The sequence below is a fragment of the Bacillus cytotoxicus NVH 391-98 genome (assembly GCF_000017425.1).
In the GTDB taxonomy this organism is placed as follows: domain Bacteria; phylum Bacillota; class Bacilli; order Bacillales; family Bacillaceae_G; genus Bacillus_A; species Bacillus_A cytotoxicus.
In genome coordinates this window covers 2,452,023-2,474,995 of the sequence record NC_009674.1, presented here as the reverse complement: position 1 = coordinate 2,474,995, position 22,973 = coordinate 2,452,023, and the positions used below count along the sequence as shown (strand labels likewise).

Genomic DNA, 22,973 nt, shown 5'->3' with positions numbered 1-22,973 from the left:
AAGTGGCTTGTTTCCGGAAAAATGAAGAAAATGCCTATTTTTAGGCATTTTCTGTTTGTGTTGCATAGAGATAATATCTTTTTAAGGAAATTTTCGATTTAAAGCCGACTAATTTTATGATTTCTTGTTCAGGTATTTGTTGTTTAATTAATCGTAAAATAAATGTATTTCGAAAATGTTGGCTGGAAATACCTTTACGTAAGTTAGCTCTTTTTACTTCAAGGCGAATCATTTTCTGAATTGCAATTTCAGTCAGTGCCTTCGGTGCATCATTTTCATATACCCAGCGATATGTACCACGGTTAAAATCAAATGCAATGAAAAAGGGATCATCGCTATGATAATTAGGTCGAACTGGTTCAGGGATATTTTTATAATAAGTGTATAGCTGTTTCTTATCGTCGGTAGTTAAGATTATAGTTCTTTCGACCCCAGAAACTGCAGGGACAGAAATCGAGTTTGTTTCAAAATGAATATGATGCATATTTAGTGATACAAGTTCTTGTAAAGATAAGCCATAATCAATGAGTAAAATTAAAATAGAAATATTACGATCTATTAGTAATGGACGAACGGATTGCTGTTTTTCTGATAATCCCTCTAGTGAAGTAACAATACGTTTTAAACGTTGTTCTTCTTCGGGTGAAATAAAATCTTCATCCCGTAATGCTCGATTCGGTTGAATGACGATTTCCATATTTTTTAATGGATTTGGTAGGTTTAAAAATTGATACAATCTGTTCAACACGATAAATACGCGGTGCATTGTTTTTTCGGAGTAGTGTCGCTTCATTTTTAAATCATAAAAATAATCTTCATAGTCTTTTGTACAAAGTGTGGACCATATATTACTAGAGGGAAGCCTTTTATTTTTTTTTAGCCAATGTCCGAAATCTTCAATATCATAAACGTACCTTTTAATGGTTGAAGGCTTTCTACCTTTACTTAATAAAAAAGTAGAAAAGGCTTGCACTGTATCATGGAGCTCTGTTGTTTCCATAGTTCCACCACCCTAGTTATTTCTTATATTATAGCAAACTTTTCTGAAAATAGCCGTTTATAAGGTGAATATATGAATAGTATTATTGGATAAGTAGATAAAAAGAGGTGAGTACATGGAACAATCAATGCGAAAGAAAAATAATAATCAAATTAATATTGTGTTAAATCACCGAAAAAAATTTTCAGTACCTGCTTCGGAAAATAAGGCGCTTCTTTCTAATGAAACAGCTACAAAACATGAGATGCTACAGAAGATTGAAGAGGAGATGGGAAAGCTTGTTGGAATGGAAGAAATCAAAAAAATTATAAAAGAAATCTATGCTTGGATTTATGTAAATAAAAAGAGGCAAGAAGCAGGACTGAAATCAGAAAAACAAGTACTACACATGTTGTTTAAAGGGAATCCTGGCACAGGAAAAACAACCGTTGCAAGATTGATTGGGAAATTGCTATTTGAGATGAATGTTTTGTCGAAGGGCCATCTAGTTGAGGCAGAACGTGCTGATCTTGTTGGTGAATATATCGGACATACCGCACAAAAAACGAGAGATTTAATAAAAAAAGCGATGGGTGGCATTTTGTTTATTGATGAGGCATATTCGTTAGCGCGTGGTGGAGAAAAGGATTTTGGGAAAGAAGCAATCGATACACTTGTAAAGCACATGGAAGATAAGCAACATGGTTTTGTGTTAATTTTAGCTGGATATTCAAGGGAAATGAACCATTTTCTTTCTCTGAATCCAGGTCTACAATCGCGTTTCCCTTTTATCATTGAGTTTGCTGATTATACAGTAAATCAATTGTTGGAAATTGGGAAAAGAATGTATGATGAGCGAGAGTATCAGTTGTCGAAAGAGGCGGAGTGGAAGTTCCGCGATCATTTACATGCTGTAAAATATTCATCCCAAATTACATCTTTTAGCAATGGGCGATATGTTCGGAATATTGTGGAGAAATCCATTCGGACACAGGCGATGCGTTTATTGCAAGAAGATGCGTATGATAAACGTGATTTGATTGGGATAACGAGTAGTGATTTAACACTTGAAGAGGAAACGCACAGTCTCTAAACTGTGCGTTTATTTTTTATTTCGTATTTTTTGTTTTTGCGCGGTATTCTAATTTGCTTTTCGGACTTTGATCTGCTGCATCTGATGCAAGTCCTTGTGGATTAACACTATTACTTTGCCCGCGATTTCGTTTGTTATTTCCCTTAGCCATTAAAAAACCTCCTATTTTTCTTTTGCTTTTCGTTGATAGGCATTATGATAACGCTCCATCTTCAAACTTTTTTCATGCGCAGAATTAGGGTCGTGTTCAATTTGATTAACAGAGCTTTTTTGAGCTCCTTTGTTTACGTGATTGGTCATTAGATTCACCTCTCTTTAAAATTTAGTATGAGCACTCTAAAGAGAAAAAAACAATGGAAAAGAAAAAACCTCTTTACGTTACGTAGTAAAGAGGTATGATTGCTATTTATGAAGGGAACGCTCCTTATTTTCCAATCGTCTATGTGGTAAGTGCCATTTATAATGAATGGAAATCATACGGAAGCAAACAATGAAAATAAACAATGTATATAGAGCCCAGTCACTTACGATTATTTTGGCGCCGATTAAAAAACCTGCTAAAATCGTCCAAAAAGCATAGACCTCTGCACGAAGGACGAGAGGCTTACGACGTGCTAGTAAATCTCGAATGATACCACCGCCAATTCCTGTTAAAACAGCTGCAACAATTGTAGCACTAATAGGTAAATGAAGCTTTTGTGCATAAAGTGCACCTTGTACTGCAAATGCAGATAAGCCGATAGAGTCTGTTATATTTTCCCACCTTTTCCAATGTTTAATTAATTTATTAGGAAATAAAAAAATAATTGTCATTGACAATAGCGCGATTTGAAAAAGCATATCTTGTTGCCAAAACGCGCCGATTGGATAGCCGATGAGTAAATTGCGGAGGGCACCTCCCCCAAATGCAGTTGCCATTCCTAAAATATATACCCCAAAAATATCATAATCTTCTTCCATTGCAACAATTGCTCCGCTAAGTGCAAAAGCGATTGTACCAATGATACTAAAAATCTCCCATGCCATGAATTTTCTCCCCCGCTAACTAGATGAAATGTGCTTCCTCTGCTATTATATTAGAAGGCTTAAAATTCGAAAAGGATGAGTGAATATATTTGATGGAAGAAAAAGAAAAAGTCATATTAGTTGGTTGTCAGTTACCACAAGATGATGATGAACGGTTTATGTATTCAATGACAGAACTTGCTTCGCTTGCAAAGACGGCGCGTGCAGAAGTTCTTCTTTCCACAACACAAAAGCGCCCGAAATTTCATCCAGCCACTTATATTGGAAAAGGAAAATTAGACGAACTTGTCACGCTTTCAGAGGAATTAGAACCGGATGTTATTATATTTAATAATGAATTAACACCTAGTCAAATTCGTAATATATCTTCTGTTTTAGATGCGAGAGTCATTGATCGAACGCAACTCATATTAGATATTTTTGCTCAGCGTGCAAAATCAAGAGAAGGGAAGTTGCAAGTTGAGCTGGCTCAGCTACAATATATGATGCCGCGTCTTATGGGACAAGGATTAGTGTTATCACGGCTTGGAGGTGGAATTGGTACGCGAGGCCCAGGTGAAACGAAACTGGAAACAGATCGAAGACATATTCGGTCTCGTATTGATGAAATTAAGAAGCAGTTAGCAGTCGTTGTAGAGCATCGAAAAAGATATCGCGAACGACGAAAAAATAATCAAACATTCCAAGTAGCATTAATTGGTTATACGAATGCCGGAAAGTCTACGTTATTTAATAGATTAACGGAAGCAGATACATTCGAAGAAAATTTACTGTTTGCAACGTTAGATCCAACGACAAGAAAAATGCAATTACCTTGTGGTTATACGGTATTGCTTACTGATACAGTTGGATTTATTCAAGATTTACCGACTTCATTAGTTGCCGCGTTTCGTTCGACTTTGGAAGAGGCCGGCGAAGCTGATGTGATTTTACATGTTGTTGATGCTGCAGATCCGAATTATGCAGGGCATGAACAAACAGTAAAACAATTATTAACGGAACTTGGGATTGATCATATTCCGGTTATTACAGTGTATAACAAGAAAGACAAATTACATCAAAATTTTATTCCATTTCCGAAAAGCGATTTTCTTATGACAAGTGCATTTCAAGAAAATGACTTATTCAATTTAAAACAGGCAGTGGAAAAGAAAATGATTGAAGAGATGGAACCGTATAAAGTTAAGATTCCTCCAAGTGAGGGGAGGTTGTTGGCGCTTTTAAAAACGGATACGGTATTAACGAGTATGGTATTTAAAGAAACTGAATTGTTATACGAGTGTACAGGGTATATATTTACTCATTCTGCACTCAACGAATCACTGCAAAGATTTTTAGTGGGAAAAGGAGAATAGAAGCATCATGTTTGATCGTTTGAAAAATGGAGAAAAACTTGCCCCAATTGTAAAAGAAATAGAAAGTCAAATTCAAGACATACATAAACGTGTGGATGAAGTAATTGAAAGCAATCAATTTCGTGTATTAGAAAGTTTTCGTAAACATAAAATTAGTGATTCACACTTTATCCCGACAACAGGGTATGGTTATGATGATATTGGGCGAGATACGTTAGAAAAAGTGTATGCAGATGTATTTGGAGCGGAAGCTGGACTTGTTCGTCCGCAAATTATTTCCGGTACGCACGCAATTTCGACAGCTTTATTTGGTATATTACGCCCAGGTGATGAATTATTATATATTACAGGAAAGCCATATGATACGTTAGAAGAGATTGTTGGTGTACGTGGTAAAGGTGTTGGTTCTTTTAAAGAATATAACATTGGATATAATGCAGTTCCATTAACAAGTGAAGGGCGCGTTGATTTTAAAGCAGTGGAAGCTGCGATTCATGAAAAAACAAAAATGATTGGTATTCAGCGTTCAAAAGGATATGCAACTCGTCCATCATTTACAATTGCAGAAGTGAAAGAAATGATTTCATTTGTAAAGGAAATCAAACCAGATGTTGTTGTATTTGTAGACAACTGTTACGGTGAATTTATTGAAGAGCAAGAGCCATGTCATGTTGGCGCGGACTTAATGGCTGGCTCTCTTATTAAAAATCCAGGCGGCGGTATTGTAAAAACAGGCGGCTATATTGTCGGAAAAGAAGAATATGTAGAAGCTTGCGCTTATCGCCTGACATCTCCAGGTATTGGAGCGGAAGCAGGTGCGTCTTTATATAGTTTGCAAGAGATGTATCAAGGCTTCTTCTTAGCGCCGCACGTTGCTGGTCAAGCGCTAAAGGGAGCGATTTTTACCGCGGCCTTTTTACAAAGGTTAGGGATGAATACATCGCCAACTTGGGATGCTCCGAGAACGGATTTAATTCAATCTGTTCAATTTGATGATAAAGAGCGTATGATCGCGTTTTGTCAAGCGATTCAATATGCATCCCCTATTAATTCGCACTTTACACCGTATCCGAATTATATGCCTGGTTATGAAGATGATGTGATTATGGCTGCGGGTACGTTTATTCAAGGTGCGAGTATTGAGTTATCGGCAGATGGTCCGATTCGTCCGCCATATGTTGCTTATGTGCAAGGTGGTTTAACATATTCTCATGTTAAGATTGCGATTTGTTCTGCAATTGATGCGCTAATTGAAAAAAACTTATTAACGATTTCTTGAGGGGAAGCTGTCGATTTTTTCGGCAGCTTTTTTAGTTTGTTTTTCGATTTTAAAAAAGAATAAAAAAATTTACAAAAAAATCATGTAAGAAAAGCTAACATGTATTGACATCAAACATAACATAATATAAAATGAGAAACAGTTAAGGCGAAGGAGGAACTGAAACAATGAAAGAAGATAGACGTTCTGCCCCGCTGTTTCCTATTGGAATTGTAATGGATTTAACACAACTATCTGCTCGTCAAATTCGCTACTATGAAGAACACAATTTGATTTCTCCAACCCGTACAAAGGGAAATCGTAGATTGTTTTCATTTAACGATGTAGATAAGTTGTTGGAAATTAAAGACTTGTTAGATCAAGGGCTAAACATGGCTGGTGTTAAACAAGTATTACAAATGAAAGAAAATCAAACAGAAGCAGTGAAAACAAAAGAAGAAACAAAAGAAATTTCAAAAGCTGAGCTTCGTAGAATTCTTCGAGATGAATTGCAACATACTGGTCGATTCAATCGAACTTCATTACGACAAGGTGATATTTCGAGGTTTTTTCACTAAGGGTTACTGATTCTGAAGGTGATTAGAGGGATTAAGGAGGAATTTATAATGGCAAAGTATACGAAAGAAGATATTTTTCGTTTAGCGAAAGAAGAGAATGTAAAATACATCCGCTTGCAGTTTACAGATCTTTTAGGAACAATTAAAAACGTAGAAATTCCAGTAAGCCAATTAACAAAAGCATTAGATAACAAAATGATGTTTGATGGATCTTCAATCGAAGGATTCGTACGTATTGAGGAGTCCGATATGTATTTATATCCAGATTTAGATACTTGGGTAATCTTCCCTTGGACTGCTGAAAAAGGGAAAGTCGCTCGTTTAATTTGTGATATCTATAATGCTGATGGAACTCCGTTTGAAGGGGACCCGCGTAATAACTTAAAACGTGTCCTAAAAGAAATGGAAGCGTTAGGTTTTACAGACTTTAATCTTGGACCAGAGCCAGAATTCTTCCTATTTAAAGTTGATGAAAAAGGGAATCCAACATTAGAACTGAATGATAATGGTGGATACTTCGACCTTGCGCCGATGGATTTAGGGGAAAACTGTCGTCGTGATATCGTTCTTGAACTTGAAGAAATGGGATTTGAAATTGAAGCATCTCACCATGAAGTTGCGCCAGGACAACACGAAATTGATTTTAAATATGCAAGTGCAATCCGTTCATGTGATGACATTCAAACATTTAAACTTGTTGTAAAAACAATTGCTCGTAAACATGGTTTACACGCGACCTTTATGCCAAAACCACTATTTGGAGTAAATGGTTCTGGTATGCACTGCAACTTATCATTATTTAAAAATGGAGAAAACGTATTTTACGATCAAAACGGTGACTTACAATTAAGTGATGATGCACGTCATTTTATTGCAGGTATTTTAAAACATGCGCCAGCATTTACAGCGGTAGCAAATCCAACGGTAAACTCTTACAAACGTTTAGTACCTGGATATGAAGCACCTTGTTACGTAGCATGGTCTGCACAAAACCGTAGCCCATTAGTGCGTATTCCGGCATCTCGTGGTATAAGTACACGTGTTGAAGTGCGTAGTGTTGACCCAGCTGCAAATCCATATCTAGTAATGGCAACATTATTAGCAGCAGGCCTTGACGGAATTAAAAACAAATTAACTCCGCCAGCTGCAGTAGACCGCAACATCTATGTAATGACAAAAGAAGAGCGTGAAGAAGCAGGTATCGTTGACTTACCAGCAACATTAGCGCAAGCATTACTTACACTACAATCTAACGAAGTGATATGTAAAGCGTTAGGTGAACACTTACTCGAACACTTCATCGAAGCGAAAGAGATTGAATGGGATATGTTCCGCACGCAAGTCCATCAATGGGAACGCGATCAGTATATGTCTCTTTATTAATATTTAAAAAATAAAAAACGCGGTTTCTGTACAATAAGGAACCGCGTTTTTTATTGATTTGCAACCATTGACTATCTGAAGATGCTTTTCCGAGAGTTTTTACTGCTTCTTCTTGTGCTCCAGGTAAAATATGCGAGTACTTATTTAAAGTAATGAAAACAGCTTTATGACCTAAACGTTCCGATACAATTTTAGGATGTACACCTTGTTTCAATAATAAGGTAGCATGCGTATGACGTAGATCATGAAAACGAATCATTTTTAATCCAGACTTCTCAATATATGTTTTAAAGTTTACATGGAATTGTGAACGAAATACTAAATTGCCTAATTGAGAGCAGACAACAAAATCTAAATTGCGATAAGCTTGTCCGGCTTTTAATTTTTCTTGGTTTATACGCAATTTATGTTTTTGTAGTGCTTCTATAGTTCCATTGTCAATTGGAATTAGACGTTTAGAGTTTTTGGCTTTTTGTATCTAAAATTAATTTACAGTCGTGAGATAATGATTGATTGAAATCGTCTTGTTTTTGAAATCAATATCTTGCCAGCGAAGACCTAAGATTTTTCCCATACGCATGCCTGTAGTGATTGCTAATACATAAGCAATGTGATATCGTGATTTTTGAGATACGTTTATAAAGTGCTTCACCTCTTCCTCATCCCACACTTGGAATGAGATTTTTTCTTTTCTTGGACTTTCTACCATTCTTGCAGGGGTAAATGGAATCAGTTTAAATTTTATGGCTTGATTTAAGGCTGTACTTAGAACTGTATGAACTAAATGAATCGTATTTGCAGCCATAACTTCACTTAATTTGCTATAGAATCGTTGAATGTGCATAGCGTTCGATTTTTCGAGCTTTATTTCACCTGAATGAGGAATTAAGTGATTTTTTATAATTCCTTTATACTCATCATAGGTACTTTTCTTTACATTAATTTTTTTAGCTTCAATCCATTCATTTAAAAAGGTTTTTACTGTAACTTTAGATGGTTGAATGAAAGTCCCCTCATTCGATTCAGTAATTTTTTTCGCAACATCTGCTTGAGCTTCTTTTTTCGTTTTATATCCCGAAAATCATTTCTATCTTCTTTTACCTGTCTCCGGATCTGGCCTGATATCGACAACAATGCACCATTTTGTTCCTCTTTTTTGAATATGTCCTTTCACTTTAAACACTCCTTCATTATGATTTGAATCTTGTGTAAGTCAGTTGTAATTTTTTCGCTATAAAACTACATTTTGGACATATCAGCGATGAGTTTATAACAAAGGCGTTATTTTATAGCAATGTGAAAAGAGCACACAGAAAATGTGTGCTCATAACAATATAAATTATTTTAAGGACTATGATATATCATCAAGGGCTTTATAAATATAACTATACATGTGGTAAAAGAGATACTTTGGATTGTATTTTTGTTTCCAGTTCATAATAATCACCTTTCATACAAATAGTTTAATTATATTATACAGTTGTTAATTTGAATGTTAAGAAAACTAGATGTAAATTAAGGTGAATTTAAACAAAATTCTTATTTTATTAAGAAACAAGGAATGGTAGATAAATGAATACATGAATGCTTGGATGTTAGTGGTGTAAAAGCAAAAGAACCCTTTATAAAAAGGATTCTTTTGGCAGTTAACTTAACAATCATAATCATAATCATGGTCGTGTCTATGGCAATATTCATTGCAATGATTGTTCTGATCATTACAGCAAATACAAAAGGTTTTTTTGATAAATAAGCTCAAAAAACCAGGTTGAGAACTAGAGGTTGAGACGGTGAGGCTTTCAAAATTTTCAACTTGAAAAAATCTTGTAGCTCCTGTAGGTATAGTCACGGTAATGGGCGAATTAGTATTTCTTGATCGAATGGTTACGGTCATAGGAAGTTCCTTTTCAGGTACTAATAGCTGAAGGAAAGTTGAATTTGGATTTTCGGAAAAATCTTCAAAAATAGTTTGAGCGGCTCCAGGTAATATTGTAATGGTTAATGGGATATTACCAGTTAAATTTTCTCTAAAACCGGCTATAGTGTGAGTATCGATAAAGCAATTATTGGTTGATTGAAATGAATGGGAAATTTTTTGGTTTTTATAATACTTTTTACCATCTTTATAAAAGTAATCAGCCATATTTATGTTACTCTCCTTTCTTTGAGATATCTATATAGAGTATTCATTAGAAAGGAGAAAGGCTTATACAGAAAAATAAAATCCGCTTTATCAATTTGAACTAAAACGCTATTAAGTTGAAAGAGTGTAGATATGAAGACAGAAATTGATCTCCAAAATATCGATACAGCTATTCAGGCTTTATTAGAGATTAAAAAGGAATACATGAAAGTAAAGTGATTCAATGAAGAAGCTAAATAATATAAATACAACATGTTAGAATCAAACATTCATTTAATCATTAATCACTTTGATAAGTCACGAAAACTTTGGAATTGCAAATACGGAAAACACGAGCCTTACTTCGGAAACTTGCTTAAACGATTTTCGAATTTAGAGAATCTCAATCACTATATAAAAGAAATGAAACTGTTACGAGAAAGAGGGGGATGAAATGCATCCTAAAAGACGAGATAATCAAGATCGTTATTTACGGGCTGCTCAAGTAAAAGGATTTATTAAAAAGACAGCAGATAATAAAGGATTGACTAAAGAGCAAGTGCATCAAAGATTGACAACAAATTACAAAAAGATGTTCAAAATTGAGGTTCTTACGCACTTTTGGTGAAGGAATACAAGAAATGGTATAGTAAGATAAAAAGGAGTATTCCATTTTATATATATTGTTATTCCTTCATTTGAAGGTATTGAACTTATGTCTTCGTTTCAAGCGGCCCACACTCATGTTTATATCCTAAAATCCATCTGTAAATCATGCCCCTGCCCTTCTTGTGGAAAGATTTCATCACGAGTACATAGTCGTTATACACGTTTTGTTCAAGACTTAGCTATTCAACAAACATCTATTCACTTACAATTACAAGTAAAGAAATTCTTTTGTGATAGCCCAGCATGCTCGACACGGATATTTACCGAGCGATTCGCGTGGCTTCAATCATATCAACGAAAAACGAATCGCTTGCAAGAAATTTTACAGAAAATTGTTCTATCCATAAACTGTACAACTGCATCTAAAGTGACGGAATCACTAGGATTTCAAACAAGTCATGATACACTTCTTCGCTTACTCTATAAAATGGAGCCGTCTACGTACCAAAACTTATTTAACATTGGAATTGATGATTTTGCTTTTAAAAAACGCAATCGCTAGTATCTCGATCACATCTCTTACGGTCTATATGGAGTGAGGTGGAATATGAAGAGTGGAAAAATAGCATACCAGAAATATTTCGAACAGAGTTTCCTAAGTTGAAAAAAGTTCATCGCATGATTCAAGATTTCCCATCTATTGTTCGTGAAAAACGAGCTAAAGGCTTAGCAAATTGGCTTATAACATATAAAGATATTCCATTTCCTGCTATTCGAACGTTTATAAATTATGTGGAGAAAGATATAAAAGCAATTACTGCAGCATGTTCTCTTTCATTTAGTAACGGCATAACAGAAGGACATATTAATCGACTTAAAACAATCAAACGAATGATGTATGGACGTGCGAGTAGCAAACTATTAACACAAAGAGTGTTAATAACTTTGTAGGAAAACATCCAAATCTCTTTACATGGGGACATATAGATCCTCACCAAAAGTGCGTAAGAACCACTTTAGTTTAGCGGTTACACCTTTATACCCCTTGGCTTGTAATTCTTTAAAAATTCTAGTTCCGATTCATCCTTTACCCACATATTCTCGAACGATTTCTTCAAATGGCGCGATTAACTTATCTTCTTTTTCTTTTCTTTGATAAGTAGGGAATTTCTCTGCCTTTAATGCTTTTCTTACTGTATTTCTTGAAACACTTAATAATTTGGTAATAGATCGAATGGAATGTCCTTCTTGTTTTAATGCTCGAATGGTTGTCCACTTTTCGATTGTAATCATCCCCTTACTTGCAACTCCTCTCATTTTGCTATGAGAGAATTGTATTTTCTGTTTTAGAGGTGGGTCAATTTTCGTTGCGAAAAGTGGATCAGTTTTCATTGTAAATCTACAACTAGCTGATGATGCACACTGCCATCGCAAACTACCGAGGGATATGGGAGGAACTGACGAGTTCAATAACCTAATTATTGTACATGAATTTGTTCACAGACTGATACACGCCACAAATGAAGAGACGATTAGAAAATATATGATAATACTTCAATTGAACGATAAACAATTGAAGAAAATAAACAAGCTCCGTAAAGTTTGTAATCTAGTTGTTTTAGTATAAAAGGATAAGATGGGACGCTGTATGCGATGAAAGTCGCACGTACAGTGTTAAGCAGGGGAAAAGATGGAGATAACTTCAAAGTCTTACCTATCGCAACTAATTGAAAGAGCAGGTCTTGAACAAAGAGTGCTCAAGACCTGCTTTTAATATACACGTTTAACTGTTAATAAATGGTGAAAACTGGTCGGCATATTTAGTAGGTGTAAATTTAATTAATTCATATTCAGCAACTTGATGTTTATAAAAAGGATCTTCCATTAGTATTTCTTGGACAGCGACCTCATCATCTGAGTTAACTAAAATAACGCCACCTATTCTAGGATCACGTCGTCCAGAAAAAATGAAGCTGTTCCTTTTGTAATGTTTATCTAAGAAATCTACATGCTCTTGCAGAAAATTTTCAACGACATTTAATGGTTTCACATACTTTAAAAGAACTATAAACATAGCTTCATCACCCTTCTAGGTATATATATATTCATTATACACCTAAAATTTTGAAAAGTATTTTAGTAAACTAAAAAAATCTATTCTTTTTACTTTTATGATTAAACGGTATGAATTTATTTCAAAACTATTGCAAGAGAAATCTTAATAAAATCCTTATTTTAATCGAAAGTGTGATGTTAAATGAAACGGGATAAAACATTAGAAGAAAACTTATTAGTTATATCTAGTGAACTTAAAAAGATTTTTTTGATGAATGAAATCACTAAATTTATTCTTAAACCGTTTAAGAGAAATCAAACAAAGGGGTGAATAAATAAAACGGGAATATTTTTGTCCATGTTGCGGATTATTCTTCTGGCAACAACAATATGAGGAATGTAATGAATGGTAATTAAGACAAAATCGTTATTTGAAAAAATACCAGCTTAAATATTGCGTACATACATTTAAGCTGGAACAAACAAATAAAGTTATTGTTTGTGTTTTTCCTCTTTATTAAGGAAAAATACGACGAATATTGCTAGGAGTATAGGAAACCAAACTTCGTGTGGCATATTAAAACCTCCTTAAAACATATTGTTACTGTATTTTACCATATATAATGGTTTCAATGTAAGGCAACGAAAAAGATGAGTTTATAACGAAAAAGATGAGTTTATAACGAAAAAGATGAGTTTATAACAAAAACGCTATTTTATAAAAGAATCAAGTGAGAAATAAATATCTGACTTGATTTGAAATTAAAAATATAAACCTTTGCCCACTGGCTGAACAGTTTCTAGTACAGTACCAACCATTTCTTCATTAATTAGGGTTCTTATAATCCAAGCTGAGAGGTCTTGTGCAGCAAAGCAACCTGCAGCAGTCGAAATATTGCCTTCGTTTACGAAACTTTGTTCAATAACGTCTACATCAAATTCTTTAAGTTGTTCTACTACGGATGGATATGTAGTTGCTTTTTTGCCAGTTAACAATTTTTTAGCTCCTAGTAGTAGTGAACCAGAACACATCGAGCCTATTAATTGTCTTTGAGGATTTACATGGATGTTATTAAGATATTGTTGATTTTTATATAAATCTTGTACACCCTTACCACTTGCAAATATTACAGCGTCAGTAAAAGGGATATCGGATATGCTTCCTGTCATGGGTATACGTAAACCAGACATGGATACATGAGTTTTTTCTGTTCCTAATAGTTGGACCTCCCAATCAGAAATACCACCAACTAGATGTACACGATTTAATAAATCCCATGGTAAAAAAACATCTATATCAGTGAAGTTATCGAAACAGACTATTGCGATTTTCATTCTCTAACCTCCGTAATCGAAATATTGAAAACATTTAAATTATAACACTTTCAAGTATATTTAGTGAGGTTTAAGTTTTTTGCTAACTATAGTAGATAGGAAAAAGTGTATTGGATTGTAGAGAAACGCCACAAAAATTTCATTTTGTACAGATTAGAAGATTATTCAATAGATAAAGAGCAGTTAGCACAAGTTCATCGCTGCTCTTCAAATGGACTTTAACGCGGCATGTATTTGTCTGGAGGAACATGGGGATATGTGTATGCGAGATAAAATTATAAAAGCAGCCTCCTTATGAACTGCACCCTCTAAATTTGTTTGTATGACTTCATAAACAGTTTGGAGATTAGGATATTTTTCGAAACAACGCTCTCAATCCCTTCTTTCTGAGGTATTCAGATGATTGGGATGAATCCAAAACCATCTGGCAAGACGTTTTCTAGCTATTTGATAGGTAGGAGATGGGTGATTCGCATGTTTCTGTTTGCGCCTTATCCCTCCAACAAGTGTGCACACAGCCGAAAAGGTGCCGTTATCCGCCTTCTTACGGATAAGTGGATTAATCGTTTTAAGTGTTTTTCCCTCTTTTTCAAGACGCATAATAGATTCAAGACACCCTTGAGCTGGACTGATGCGCCAACGATTGGTAGTAGGTGGAGTCATCATTTTCATGTATTTTTTAATCGTTCTCCAATTTAAATGATATTCTTTCGTTAGGGAATTGATAGATTTCCCGGAGCGATGGGCTTTCTTTATTTCTTGAATCAAGTCCCACTTTCGTTTCTGGCGTATGAGTTTTATTTTTTCTGCTTTTGTTAACGCTGTTTCAATGGAAATAGATGAAGTTTCATTCCAAGTAATAGTAGAAGGAGCGGCTGACAAGAGGAACGTATCTAAATGTTTCCTAGCATTTTTAATAAAATACCAGCGATCATATACTTGAAGAATAGAAGAACTTGCGTCAGAAATTCCTTGACGAAAACTTGTAAAACCATCGCAACTCACGACTTGAATGTGAGGAGGTTGTTTCAACCATTCCGCTAGTGTTTCAGGTGAACGATTCGGTAATAGCGCTAATGGTCTATGATGACGTAGGTAGATCACAAATAAGTGTCCCATACTGGACTTAACCAAGAGATAGGGTACATCATGGTTTACTCCTTTTCTTTTATTATATCAATGTAGTACACAAAAGAGCAATTCACCAAAAGTCCGTAAGAACCACTTTCATTTTGCACTAAACAGGATTTTATAAGGGCTCTAAAAATTTTATCTGGACAATAAAAAAAGTAAATTAGTATCACTAAATAATATAAAATCTGAAAAAATATCAAAATTTTCAGTTGAGTATTTGGAATTTTATAATACGGATAATACACTACTCTATTCAATTATAAATAGTTTACTCCACTTACACTGTAATAGGATAGGATTAGACAAAAGTGTGGAACTAAAAGTCAGAACAATAATAAGTAATTACTTAAAATATGTTATCAATAATAACAACCTTTAATGGATTGTATCGCTATTTACCCATACTATTTTCGTAGTTCAGCCATATTGCGTATTTAGCATTTCAAGATTCTTATAAAACCCACAGAGTCATTGTAATTGTCTCTGTAGGTTTTATGTATTGGCTCAAATCCTTTTGAGAGGAATTATCTTTGTATATTAATTTTAATTTTTTGTTTTTTTCATTTTCAACACCCTATGCGACTTTTTATTTGTTGTAGTTGTATGGTAGCTTTTTCTCTAGCACGACTTGCCCCTTTGTGTAAAATACTTTGCAAGAAATCTAAATTCTCCATGTACATATGATACTTCTTACGTGGCTGTTCCAGCTCCCGATTTACTACATCAAACACCTCTTGTTTAACCTGTCCCCACCCTATGCCAGTTTGATAGTGCTCTTTCATTTTTTCTATTTCTTCTGATGTGGCGAACTCTTTGTATAATGCAAATAACGGTGAAGTAGTATGGTCTTTGGGTTCTGTTGGTAGTGTAGAATCTGTCTTAATTTTAAATATGAGTTTTTTCAATTTGGATGGGTCTTCAAATAATGGAATCACATTTCCGTAACTTTTACTCATTTTCCTACCATCTAGGCCAGGAAGCATTTCTGTATTTTCCTGTATTATATATTCTGGAAGAGAGAACGTTTCTCCATATGTATGATTGAAGTATGAGGCTATATCTCTTGCTATTTCTACATGTTGAATTTGATCTTTTCCTACAGGGACAAAATTAGATTGAAACATTAATATATCAGAAGCCATAAGGATGGGATATGTATACAATCCCATGTTAATTCCATGATCAATGTCTATGCCTTCTTCTCGATTTTTGTTAATCTTACCTTTATAGGCATGGGCGCGATTCATTAATCCTTTTGGTGTTAGGCAAGATAAAATCCAATGCAACTCCAAAATCTCTGGTATGTCGGATTGGCGATAAAAAATTACATTTTCAGGGTCTAGACCAAGGGCCAACCAAGCAGCTGCAATTTCATATGTAAAGTTTCGGAAATATTGTGAATTCTGAATAGCATTTAATGCATGGTAGTCTGCTATAAAATACATTCCCTGTAGATTTGAATTCTTTGCCATTTCTAATGCTGGTTTAATCGCTCCAATATAGTTTCCAAGGTGGGGATGGCCTGTCGGTTTAATTCCTGTTAATACAATAGGTTTATTCATATCGTTTACCTCCCAAGTGTAAAAAAGTAAAATAAAAAAGGATTCCTTATCCAAAGAAGAACGAGAGATCCCATAGTACCACCCTCATTAGTTGTACAAAACAAATCGCTTTGTGCATTCTAAAATACAGTTTCTTTTTTGTAAAGGAGGAATAATTCGTCAAATCTTTTTTCTATAGTTTCAGATTGAGGTTCTATAGCCCGTTCCAAAACTTTACGCACACTGATTTTTAGCAACTATCATCTCCCTGAAGTGCTACAAATATGTACTATTCTCTATTCATTATATATAAGAATACCTCTTTCTTTACATTTTAACTATATTTTCAAAAAATTCAATCTATATTATATAGATTTAGATTTCTGGAGGCTTTGTTACAAAGTTTCTTAACAGATAAAAAGTTGGTATGAGTGGTTAGCATTGTATTTCAGCATTCATTATAATTGCCAGTATGAAATATCATAAATAATGAAGGATAATGTTAAAGAATTGATTGAATATGGCGAACGGATTCCACACTACCATAAGGATTTCCTTATAATTTTATTTTGGAGTCACAGAAGCGGTTGCATTTCCCTGGCGAATTGGTTTTTCTTCCAAATTGGATTATAGGAGGAAGCAATGAAATATGCACCGTTCATTCCTTACTATGAATCTGAAATATACAAAAATAAAATTGATTACTACAAAGATTTAGAAATGCAACTCTTGAAACTAAGTAAGGATACCATAAAACTTGTACGCAACCCTTATAAAAGAGCTGTAAGCTCATTTTTAATACTTTATGACAACCCTTACGCCTCGAAACAGTGGGAACAGATTAGAGAATATTTTTATAATGATAAAAATGATTCGAAAGGAATTTCATTTAAGCAATTTTTATATTATGTCAAAGATATGGATCCGAAGTCCAGTCAGTTAGATCAACATGTTTCACAACAATATATAGAGAGGGAAGAAAAGGTTATCAAACAAAATATAAAATTAGAGAATTTTAATACAATAATTCCAAAGTTGGAGAAAGAATATAGATTACTTTCTTCTGATATATCACTCCTTACAAACTCCAATCACCATAGGGCACATCAAATGATTTATAAAGGAAACTATGCAGATGATGATAGTACAAACCAACACTTCCCTTCATTACCAACCTATCGAAGTTTTTATGATGAAGAAGCTCTAAACCTTGTTTCAGAAATATTTACTGATGATTTTGAAGCATATGGATATAAGAAGAATGAAATTAATTTTTAACTCATATGCTTATACTCCCACTATGCATAGAGTCCCTTTAAAAAACAATCACTATTAAAAGCCAGCGGTATGGAAGGGGAATTATCATGAGTATTTCTATTATAATGATGGGTTTCATTATAGGAGGATTGGTTGGAGTAACAGGGATAGGCGGAGCTGCATTACTGACTCCATTTCTTCTAACACTAGGTATAAGTCCTTCTGTAGCTGTTGGAACGGATTTAGTATATAATTCTATCACTAAAATGTTTGGAATATCCCAACACTGGAAACAGAAGACCATCAATTTTAGATTAGTAAAATATCTAGCTGTTGGGAGTATCCCTAGTGCGGTTATCGCAGTGGTAACAATTCATGTCTTACCAATTGTTCATTATAATCGAGAGGGAATTATAAAATATATATTAGGTTATGTTTTAATTATTGCGGCAATTTCTATTTTTATAAAAATATTTTTCTATAATGAATCTAGGCAAAATTATTTTCAAAAACAGACTATGAAACAAAAAAAGAACCTAACAGTTATTATTGGCGCAATACTCGGTTTTATCGTGGGGCTTACTTCTGTTGGATCAGGCTCTTTATTCGCTATTGCAATGATATATTTATATCGACTGGAACCATCCGAATTAGTGGGAACGGATATTACACATGCGTTTTTATTAGTGACGGTTGCAAGCATACTAAATATGAATTTAGGAAACGTAGATTATCTTTTATTAATTCACCTACTCATTGGTTCTATCCCAGGTGTCATACTTGGGAGTAAATTCTCCACTAAGATCCCCGTTAAACTTCTTCAAATATTTTTAGCTATCATTATTGGTGTTAGTGGACTAAAGTTAGTTATCGCGTATTAAAAATATTTTATGTTTTTGCTATATAAGAATGGAGGTTCAAAATGAATCATACAGAACTATATAATTTTATACTCAAGCAAGGGCGTATACCTCATTTTCATAAAGATTTTCCCCTAATCTTATTTTGGAGCCAAAAAAGTGGTTGTACCTCGCTAGCGCATTGGTTTTTTTATCAAATAAATTTATTTAAAGAAGCGATAAAATACAACTCGTTCATTCATAACTATGAGCATGAAGTATATAAGAACTCTACACATTATTTAATACGATTAGCTAATGGCTTACAAACTAAAGAGAAAAATACGTACAAACTAGTAAGAAATCCTTATAGAAGAGCAGTAAGTTCTTTTGTTGCTCTGATTCCACCACCAAATATTGAGAATCCTGCATGGAAGCCCATTCGCCTATTCCTGTACGGTGACGAAACCTGCAATAAGCCAATTTCCTTTAAGCTATTTCTGTATTATTTAAAAGCACACATGACCCAATTAGATCAAATGGATTCTCACTTTACCCAACAATACATACAAGGGGAAGAGGAATTTGTTACAAACTATATTTATCTAGAAAATTTCAACACAGAGATTTCAAAACTAGAAGAGGAATATAAATTGAAAAAATCACCATTAGATCTATTATCAAAATCTTGGCATTATCAAGGTAGTAAGATGATTTACAAAGGAGTTTATGCAGAAGCTGATATTACCAAGCCTCTTTTTCCACGATTACCTACTTATGATAGTTTTTATGACGCAGAAACTATTCAGTTGGTTCAAGAGATATTTGAAAAAGACTTTAAGATGTATCATTATGATTTAAATTCTTTTTCTTAAAATAAAAGTGTTCCAAGCCTCTGATTCTATTCAGTGTGTTTGGTTAAAACTGATATGACGATTTTTATGATGCGCAATTAAATTGTAAATGGAGTAATCCGGTATTAGAAAGGGGAATTATTAATTTAAGAAATGCATTTTATGACAAGCTTAAAACGAAACATTCACTCGATATACAGCACTTAGATGATGAAGTAATTGAACGGGGATCTTCTATAAAGAAGCCATTAATGTATAGTGTAGATGAAATCCGATCTACAGTTAGTGCGCTGCATCAAATATTGATAGAAGCTGTAAAATTAGTGAATTAAAAAAGTACTATGAGGAACATGTTGAGTCATTGAAAAGGGATGAAAATTATATAAATTGGAAGTCAATAAAATACTATGAGTTTTTACTTACTACCTTGACGGATGAGAAAGATATAAAAACAGTGATCAGCCCTTTGTATCTTTTAAATGATTTGAAAAACATATTTTCCTATTTAATGTCAAATAAAAAAGTAGAAGATACGAAAAAGAATATACTGAAGACATTAGAATTAGAAGAGTTTGATTTAAAAAAAGTATATAATAGGGATATTTTTGGATTGAGGGCGTGATTTGAAGTGCTTAATAAAGATGAAAATACGGAAAGAATTTAACATTCTAATAACCATCTATCACTAAAAATGATAGGTGGTTATTGTCTTTCTAAGAAAATGATTAAACACATATTTTATGTAAAGTAACAATAATGTAAATATGTAACGGTTAAAGAATACATCAAAATTTATATAATCCAGCAGAATATATAGCTGCCAATTGGACAGGAGCAACTAGCCAACGTTTCTATCAAATATTTAATGAAGCAAAGCCCATGATGTTGAATATTCTTCAAGAACTAGATGGGCTGTCCCCCTTATTGATGATTATCAAATACCTAGTCCAGACGAAAAAATTGATTTTTTATCTGCTGGACCTGATGAAAAGTCTATGTCATATGAAGACTTTCAACATTGTATAAACAAAGCAATTGATCACTATAAAGCACAATGATTTACGTACAGCTAGCAACAAGGGCTCTATTCGCTAAGAAAAGAGCTGGCGAGGTATTTACAGGGTTTACAAGTGTTCACGAAACCTGAGCGACTTGTCATTACTTCTGGATCACAACAAGCGTTACATATATTATCAAATATTCCGTTCCCAAATAGAAAGAAAAAATATTAATTGAACAGCTAACATATTTTGGCATGATAGACACCTTACAACTAAATTAATGTGAGATACTAGGAATAGACTTAACGATGGATTAGATTTCGAACGGCTAGAATCTCTATTCTGAAACAATGACATAAAATTCTTTTATATCGTACTAAGATTCCATAATCCACTTGGTCATCACTATTCAAATAAAGAGAAGAAAAGAATCGTAACTCTTGCAGAGAAATATGATGTATACATTGTTGAAGATGATTACTTAGCAGAATTAGATGTTGATTCTAAAGCAGATCCTTTGTTTACTTATGAACCTAATGAAAGAAATATATATATTAAGAGCTTTTCAAAGGCATTTTTGTCAGGATTACGCATTGCTACGGTTGTACTTCTTGAAACAATGATCCATTCCGTTGTAAGTTACAAATTCGACACTGATTTTAATACATCGGCACTTTCACAAGGGGCATTAGAAATTTATTTAAAAAGAGGTATGTTTAACTATCATTTAGAAAAAGTAAAACAATTGTATACAAACAAAATGAAGATGCTAATAAATGCTTGTTCAACATACTTACCGAAATGTATATCATTTACAAAACCCAAGAGGGGTTTTTATATGACCAATTTCTTACCTCCATAAATAGATGTAGATAAATTGATTTATCTATTGCAAGAAAGGTATATCTATGTCGATAATGCTTCTAGAATGTATATAGATAGAAAGAAACAGAAAGCAATCCGATTAAGCATTTCACAAGTAGATGAAAAGAAAATAGAACTTGGTATCCAACAAATAGCAACTTGTATAATGGAATTGTATGAGAAAAATAATTATAATTCAGTATCATTTAAGCCTTATCTTTAAACTATCATCTTTATAAAGCGAACTCCCCCCATAGATGTTAGAAACGCCTAACTACTACAGGGGGATTTTTACAACCAAGCTTTTTTTAGAAGTTCTACACCAATCTGAATTTCATCGTAAGAAAGATTACCAAAGCCCAGTTTAATAATTGGTTTTTTGGATGTGTTTTTTATAAAGTAGAGCGTGGTCGGATACACTTTAACACCATACAAATGGGCTTGTTGAATTAACCATTCTTCTGAACGGTTCAAATGGACTTTAATTAATAAATACAAACCCGACTGTTCACCAATAATAGATACATTCTCATTAAAATGTTCTTTTAATACTGATACTAAGTGGTGCATCTTCTTTTTATAAACAATACGCATTCGTTTAATATGACTGTTCCATTCTCCTTCTTCCATAAATTTGGCCATGGTAAATTGGCTAAGAATAGAAGTGGTACTTTCGAAATGAAGAAATTGATTTTTGTAACGATTTAAAATTGGCTGTGGCAATACCATATAACTCATGCGTATACCCGGAAGAAATGCCTTTGAGAAATTCCCTAGATAAATTACCCTTGTAGAATCAATAGAAGCAAGAGCTGGAAATGGTTGTTGCGTGTAGCGAAATTCACTATCATAATCGTCTTCAATAATATATCCTTGCTTTTTTTTCGCCCAATAAATTAATGAATGTCGTTGCTGAATAGGCATACTTACCCCATAGGGACTATGATGAGAAGGCGCTACATAAATTAATCGTGATTTCATATGTTCTAATTGTGAAAAATCAGCACCTGTTTCATAAACTGGTAAAGTTTCAAGAGCAAAACGATTTAATTTAAAAGCTTCTCTAGCACCATCATAACCGGGGTCCTCAACTATAACGCTTTGAAAATCATCCTTAAGTATTTGTCCAAGATATATAAGCATTTGCTGGGTACTTCCCCCAATAATAATGGCATTCGGTTCAGTTTTCACACCACGAGATTGGAATAAGTATGTGGATATTTGTTCACGCAGGCATGTCTCCCCAAAGGGTTCCCCGTATTGAAAAGTTTCCTGTAAAGTTAACACCTTATTAGAAATTCTGCGCCATATTTTTAATGGGAAGTTTACTTGATCTACTGCACCAGCCTTAAAGTCAATAAAAGAAGATAGTAACGATTCTTGTTTCTTTTTATCATAATGGATTAACGTTTCTTGAGATAAAAAAGGTTCAATTTCATTTGCAAAATAACCTTTTCTTCCTTCTCCACGAATGTAGCCTTCAGCTACAAGTTGATCATAAGCCATTAAAGTCGTATTACGGCTCACTTGAAGAGATTCTGCAAGTTGTCGAATCGACGGCAATTGTTCCCCAGCGGATATATCCCCTCGTTCAATAAATACTTTAAACTGCTCATAGATCTGTATATATTTTGGGGAATCGCCTTTAAAAGCAAAAATAGTATTTTTCATTTCCTGACTCCTTTGACAT

General features: G+C 33.9%; 20 protein-coding genes and 5 pseudogenes. 13 read left to right on the top strand and 12 right to left on the bottom strand.

Annotated features, from left to right (window positions below):
• Positions 1 to 40: 40 nt before the first annotated feature.
• A complete protein-coding gene (locus BCER98_RS12115; protein WP_012094823.1) occupies positions 41 to 1,000 on the bottom strand; it encodes a tyrosine-type recombinase/integrase in 960 nt (319 codons plus the stop codon).
• Between the two features lie 115 nt (positions 1,001 to 1,115).
• On the opposite strand from BCER98_RS12115, the gene spoVK reads away from it, so the two are divergent.
• A complete protein-coding gene (gene spoVK / locus BCER98_RS12110) occupies positions 1,116 to 2,072 on the top strand; it encodes a stage V sporulation protein K (protein ID WP_012094822.1) in 957 nt (318 codons plus the stop codon).
• A 16-nt stretch (positions 2,073 to 2,088) separates the two neighbouring features.
• Here spoVK and BCER98_RS23400 read toward each other — a convergent pair whose 3' ends face one another.
• The 3 genes from BCER98_RS23400 to BCER98_RS12105 all read right to left on the bottom strand — a co-directional run bounded on the left by BCER98_RS23400 (position 2,089) and on the right by BCER98_RS12105 (position 3,098).
• Entirely contained in the window at positions 2,089 to 2,223 is a 135-nt protein-coding gene (locus BCER98_RS23400; RefSeq protein ID WP_255815853.1) for a hypothetical protein, read from the bottom strand.
• 11 nt (positions 2,224 to 2,234) lie between these two features.
• On the bottom strand, positions 2,235 to 2,372 hold the full coding sequence (locus BCER98_RS22580) for a hypothetical protein (RefSeq protein ID WP_012094821.1): 138 nt from the start codon (positions 2,370 to 2,372) through the stop codon (positions 2,235 to 2,237).
• Positions 2,373 to 2,474: 102 nt separating this feature from the next.
• Positions 2,475 to 3,098 (bottom strand): trimeric intracellular cation channel family protein, encoded by a 624-nt coding sequence (locus tag BCER98_RS12105; RefSeq protein ID WP_012094820.1) that lies wholly within the window; start codon positions 3,096 to 3,098, stop codon positions 2,475 to 2,477.
• Between the two features lie 92 nt (positions 3,099 to 3,190).
• Between BCER98_RS12105 and hflX the strand changes: the two genes are divergently transcribed.
• The 4 genes from hflX (at position 3,191) to glnA (ending at position 7,672) form a co-directional block, all read left to right on the top strand.
• Positions 3,191 to 4,453 (top strand): GTPase HflX, encoded by a 1,263-nt coding sequence (hflX, locus tag BCER98_RS12100; RefSeq protein WP_012094819.1) that lies wholly within the window; start codon positions 3,191 to 3,193, stop codon positions 4,451 to 4,453.
• A 7-nt stretch (positions 4,454 to 4,460) separates the two neighbouring features.
• Positions 4,461 to 5,732, top strand: coding sequence for a methionine gamma-lyase family protein (locus BCER98_RS12095; protein ID WP_012094818.1), 1,272 nt, complete (start codon positions 4,461 to 4,463; stop codon positions 5,730 to 5,732).
• Positions 5,733 to 5,899: 167 nt separating this feature from the next.
• Entirely contained in the window at positions 5,900 to 6,289 is a 390-nt protein-coding gene (glnR, locus tag BCER98_RS12090) for a transcriptional repressor GlnR (protein ID WP_012094817.1), read from the top strand.
• Positions 6,290 to 6,337: 48 nt separating this feature from the next.
• The gene (gene glnA / locus BCER98_RS12085) at positions 6,338 to 7,672 is read left to right on the top strand and encodes a type I glutamate--ammonia ligase (protein WP_012094816.1); all 1,335 of its coding nucleotides are present in this window, start codon (positions 6,338 to 6,340) and stop codon (positions 7,670 to 7,672) included.
• On the opposite strand, the pseudogene BCER98_RS12080 reads toward glnA, so the two are convergent.
• A pseudogene (locus BCER98_RS12080) lies at positions 7,587 to 8,675 on the bottom strand (tyrosine-type recombinase/integrase). The gene glnA and the pseudogene BCER98_RS12080 overlap by 86 nt on opposite strands.
• 648 nt (positions 8,676 to 9,323) lie before the next feature.
• Positions 9,324 to 9,815 (bottom strand): hypothetical protein, encoded by a 492-nt coding sequence (locus BCER98_RS12070; RefSeq protein ID WP_012094815.1) that lies wholly within the window; start codon positions 9,813 to 9,815, stop codon positions 9,324 to 9,326.
• A 433-nt stretch (positions 9,816 to 10,248) separates the two neighbouring features.
• Between BCER98_RS12070 and BCER98_RS22575 the strand changes: the two genes are divergently transcribed.
• Together BCER98_RS22575 and BCER98_RS23835 are read left to right on the top strand one after the other, a co-directional pair.
• Complete coding sequence (locus BCER98_RS22575) at positions 10,249 to 10,422, top strand: hypothetical protein (RefSeq protein WP_164468637.1); 174 nt, start codon at positions 10,249 to 10,251, stop codon at positions 10,420 to 10,422.
• Positions 10,423 to 10,470: 48 nt separating this feature from the next.
• Positions 10,471 to 11,354: pseudogene (locus tag BCER98_RS23835) on the top strand (transposase).
• A 129-nt stretch (positions 11,355 to 11,483) separates the two neighbouring features.
• Here the strand turns inward: BCER98_RS23835 and BCER98_RS12060 are convergent.
• Positions 11,484 to 11,795: a helix-turn-helix domain-containing protein gene (locus BCER98_RS12060; RefSeq protein WP_049759257.1), complete on the bottom strand. Its 312-nt coding sequence runs from the start codon at positions 11,793 to 11,795 to the stop codon at positions 11,484 to 11,486.
• A 13-nt stretch (positions 11,796 to 11,808) separates the two neighbouring features.
• Here BCER98_RS12060 and BCER98_RS23505 point away from each other — a divergent pair.
• Positions 11,809 to 12,030, top strand: a pseudogene (locus BCER98_RS23505) (group II intron reverse transcriptase/maturase); the annotation flags it as partial.
• 156 nt (positions 12,031 to 12,186) lie between these two features.
• Here the strand turns inward: BCER98_RS23505 and BCER98_RS12055 are convergent.
• The 4 genes from BCER98_RS12055 to BCER98_RS12040 form a co-directional block, all read right to left on the bottom strand.
• Positions 12,187 to 12,477, bottom strand: a complete 291-nt coding sequence (locus tag BCER98_RS12055; protein WP_012094813.1) for a YciI family protein — start codon at positions 12,475 to 12,477, stop codon at positions 12,187 to 12,189.
• A 743-nt stretch (positions 12,478 to 13,220) separates the two neighbouring features.
• Entirely contained in the window at positions 13,221 to 13,793 is a 573-nt protein-coding gene (locus BCER98_RS12050) for a DJ-1/PfpI family protein (RefSeq protein WP_012094812.1), read from the bottom strand.
• Positions 13,794 to 14,165: 372 nt separating this feature from the next.
• Positions 14,166 to 14,897, bottom strand: a complete 732-nt coding sequence (locus BCER98_RS23150; protein ID WP_012094811.1) for a transposase — start codon at positions 14,895 to 14,897, stop codon at positions 14,166 to 14,168.
• A gap of 596 nt (positions 14,898 to 15,493) precedes the next feature.
• The gene (locus BCER98_RS12040; RefSeq protein WP_012094810.1) at positions 15,494 to 16,489 is read right to left on the bottom strand and encodes a tryptophan--tRNA ligase; all 996 of its coding nucleotides are present in this window, start codon (positions 16,487 to 16,489) and stop codon (positions 15,494 to 15,496) included.
• A gap of 468 nt (positions 16,490 to 16,957) precedes the next feature.
• Between BCER98_RS12040 and BCER98_RS12035 the strand changes: the two are divergent.
• The 5 genes and pseudogenes from BCER98_RS12035 (at position 16,958) to BCER98_RS23140 (ending at position 21,281) form a co-directional block, all read left to right on the top strand.
• Positions 16,958 to 17,746 (top strand): annotated as a pseudogene (locus BCER98_RS12035) (sulfotransferase family 2 domain-containing protein).
• 86 nt (positions 17,747 to 17,832) lie between these two features.
• Positions 17,833 to 18,606, top strand: coding sequence for a sulfite exporter TauE/SafE family protein (locus tag BCER98_RS12030; protein ID WP_012094809.1), 774 nt, complete (start codon positions 17,833 to 17,835; stop codon positions 18,604 to 18,606).
• A 41-nt stretch (positions 18,607 to 18,647) separates the two neighbouring features.
• On the top strand, positions 18,648 to 19,439 hold the full coding sequence (locus BCER98_RS12025; RefSeq protein ID WP_012094808.1) for a sulfotransferase family 2 domain-containing protein: 792 nt from the start codon (positions 18,648 to 18,650) through the stop codon (positions 19,437 to 19,439).
• A 759-nt stretch (positions 19,440 to 20,198) separates the two neighbouring features.
• A pseudogene (locus BCER98_RS23145) lies at positions 20,199 to 20,336 on the top strand (WXG100 family type VII secretion target); the annotation flags it as partial.
• Between the two features lie 438 nt (positions 20,337 to 20,774).
• Positions 20,775 to 21,281, top strand: coding sequence for an aminotransferase class I/II-fold pyridoxal phosphate-dependent enzyme (locus BCER98_RS23140; protein ID WP_308806031.1), 507 nt, complete (start codon positions 20,775 to 20,777; stop codon positions 21,279 to 21,281).
• A 293-nt stretch (positions 21,282 to 21,574) separates the two neighbouring features.
• On the opposite strand, the gene pdxR is transcribed toward BCER98_RS23140, so the two are convergent.
• The gene (pdxR, locus tag BCER98_RS12010) at positions 21,575 to 22,954 is read right to left on the bottom strand and encodes a MocR-like pyridoxine biosynthesis transcription factor PdxR (RefSeq protein ID WP_012094805.1); all 1,380 of its coding nucleotides are present in this window, start codon (positions 22,952 to 22,954) and stop codon (positions 21,575 to 21,577) included.
• Positions 22,955 to 22,973: the final 19 nt, after the last annotated feature.

Excerpts from the sequence above, each read along its gene's own strand:
- glnR (WP_012094817.1), top strand. The coding sequence starts at position 5,900 with ATGAAAGAAGATAGACGTTCTGCCCCGCTGTTTCCTATTGGAATTGTA.
- BCER98_RS12060 (WP_049759257.1), bottom strand. The coding sequence starts at position 11,795 with ATGAAAACTGATCCACTTTTCGCAACGAAAATTGACCCACCTCTAAAA.
- BCER98_RS12050 (WP_012094812.1), bottom strand. The coding sequence starts at position 13,793 with ATGAAAATCGCAATAGTCTGTTTCGATAACTTCACTGATATAGATGTT.
- glnA (WP_012094816.1), top strand. The coding sequence starts at position 6,338 with ATGGCAAAGTATACGAAAGAAGATATTTTTCGTTTAGCGAAAGAAGAG.
- BCER98_RS23400 (WP_255815853.1), bottom strand. The coding sequence starts at position 2,223 with ATGGCTAAGGGAAATAACAAACGAAATCGCGGGCAAAGTAATAGTGTT.
- spoVK (WP_012094822.1), top strand. The coding sequence starts at position 1,116 with ATGGAACAATCAATGCGAAAGAAAAATAATAATCAAATTAATATTGTG.
- BCER98_RS12095 (WP_012094818.1), top strand. The coding sequence starts at position 4,461 with ATGTTTGATCGTTTGAAAAATGGAGAAAAACTTGCCCCAATTGTAAAA.
- BCER98_RS22580 (WP_012094821.1), bottom strand. The coding sequence starts at position 2,372 with ATGACCAATCACGTAAACAAAGGAGCTCAAAAAAGCTCTGTTAATCAA.
- BCER98_RS12115 (WP_012094823.1), bottom strand. The coding sequence starts at position 1,000 with ATGGAAACAACAGAGCTCCATGATACAGTGCAAGCCTTTTCTACTTTT.
- BCER98_RS12025 (WP_012094808.1), top strand. The coding sequence starts at position 18,648 with ATGAATCATACAGAACTATATAATTTTATACTCAAGCAAGGGCGTATA.
- pdxR (WP_012094805.1), bottom strand. The coding sequence starts at position 22,954 with ATGAAAAATACTATTTTTGCTTTTAAAGGCGATTCCCCAAAATATATA.
- BCER98_RS22575 (WP_164468637.1), top strand. The coding sequence starts at position 10,249 with ATGCATCCTAAAAGACGAGATAATCAAGATCGTTATTTACGGGCTGCT.
- BCER98_RS12040 (WP_012094810.1), bottom strand. The coding sequence starts at position 16,489 with ATGAATAAACCTATTGTATTAACAGGAATTAAACCGACAGGCCATCCC.
- BCER98_RS12055 (WP_012094813.1), bottom strand. The coding sequence starts at position 12,477 with ATGTTTATAGTTCTTTTAAAGTATGTGAAACCATTAAATGTCGTTGAA.
- BCER98_RS12105 (WP_012094820.1), bottom strand. The coding sequence starts at position 3,098 with ATGGCATGGGAGATTTTTAGTATCATTGGTACAATCGCTTTTGCACTT.
- hflX (WP_012094819.1), top strand. The coding sequence starts at position 3,191 with ATGGAAGAAAAAGAAAAAGTCATATTAGTTGGTTGTCAGTTACCACAA.
- BCER98_RS12030 (WP_012094809.1), top strand. The coding sequence starts at position 17,833 with ATGAGTATTTCTATTATAATGATGGGTTTCATTATAGGAGGATTGGTT.
- BCER98_RS12070 (WP_012094815.1), bottom strand. The coding sequence starts at position 9,815 with ATGGCTGATTACTTTTATAAAGATGGTAAAAAGTATTATAAAAACCAA.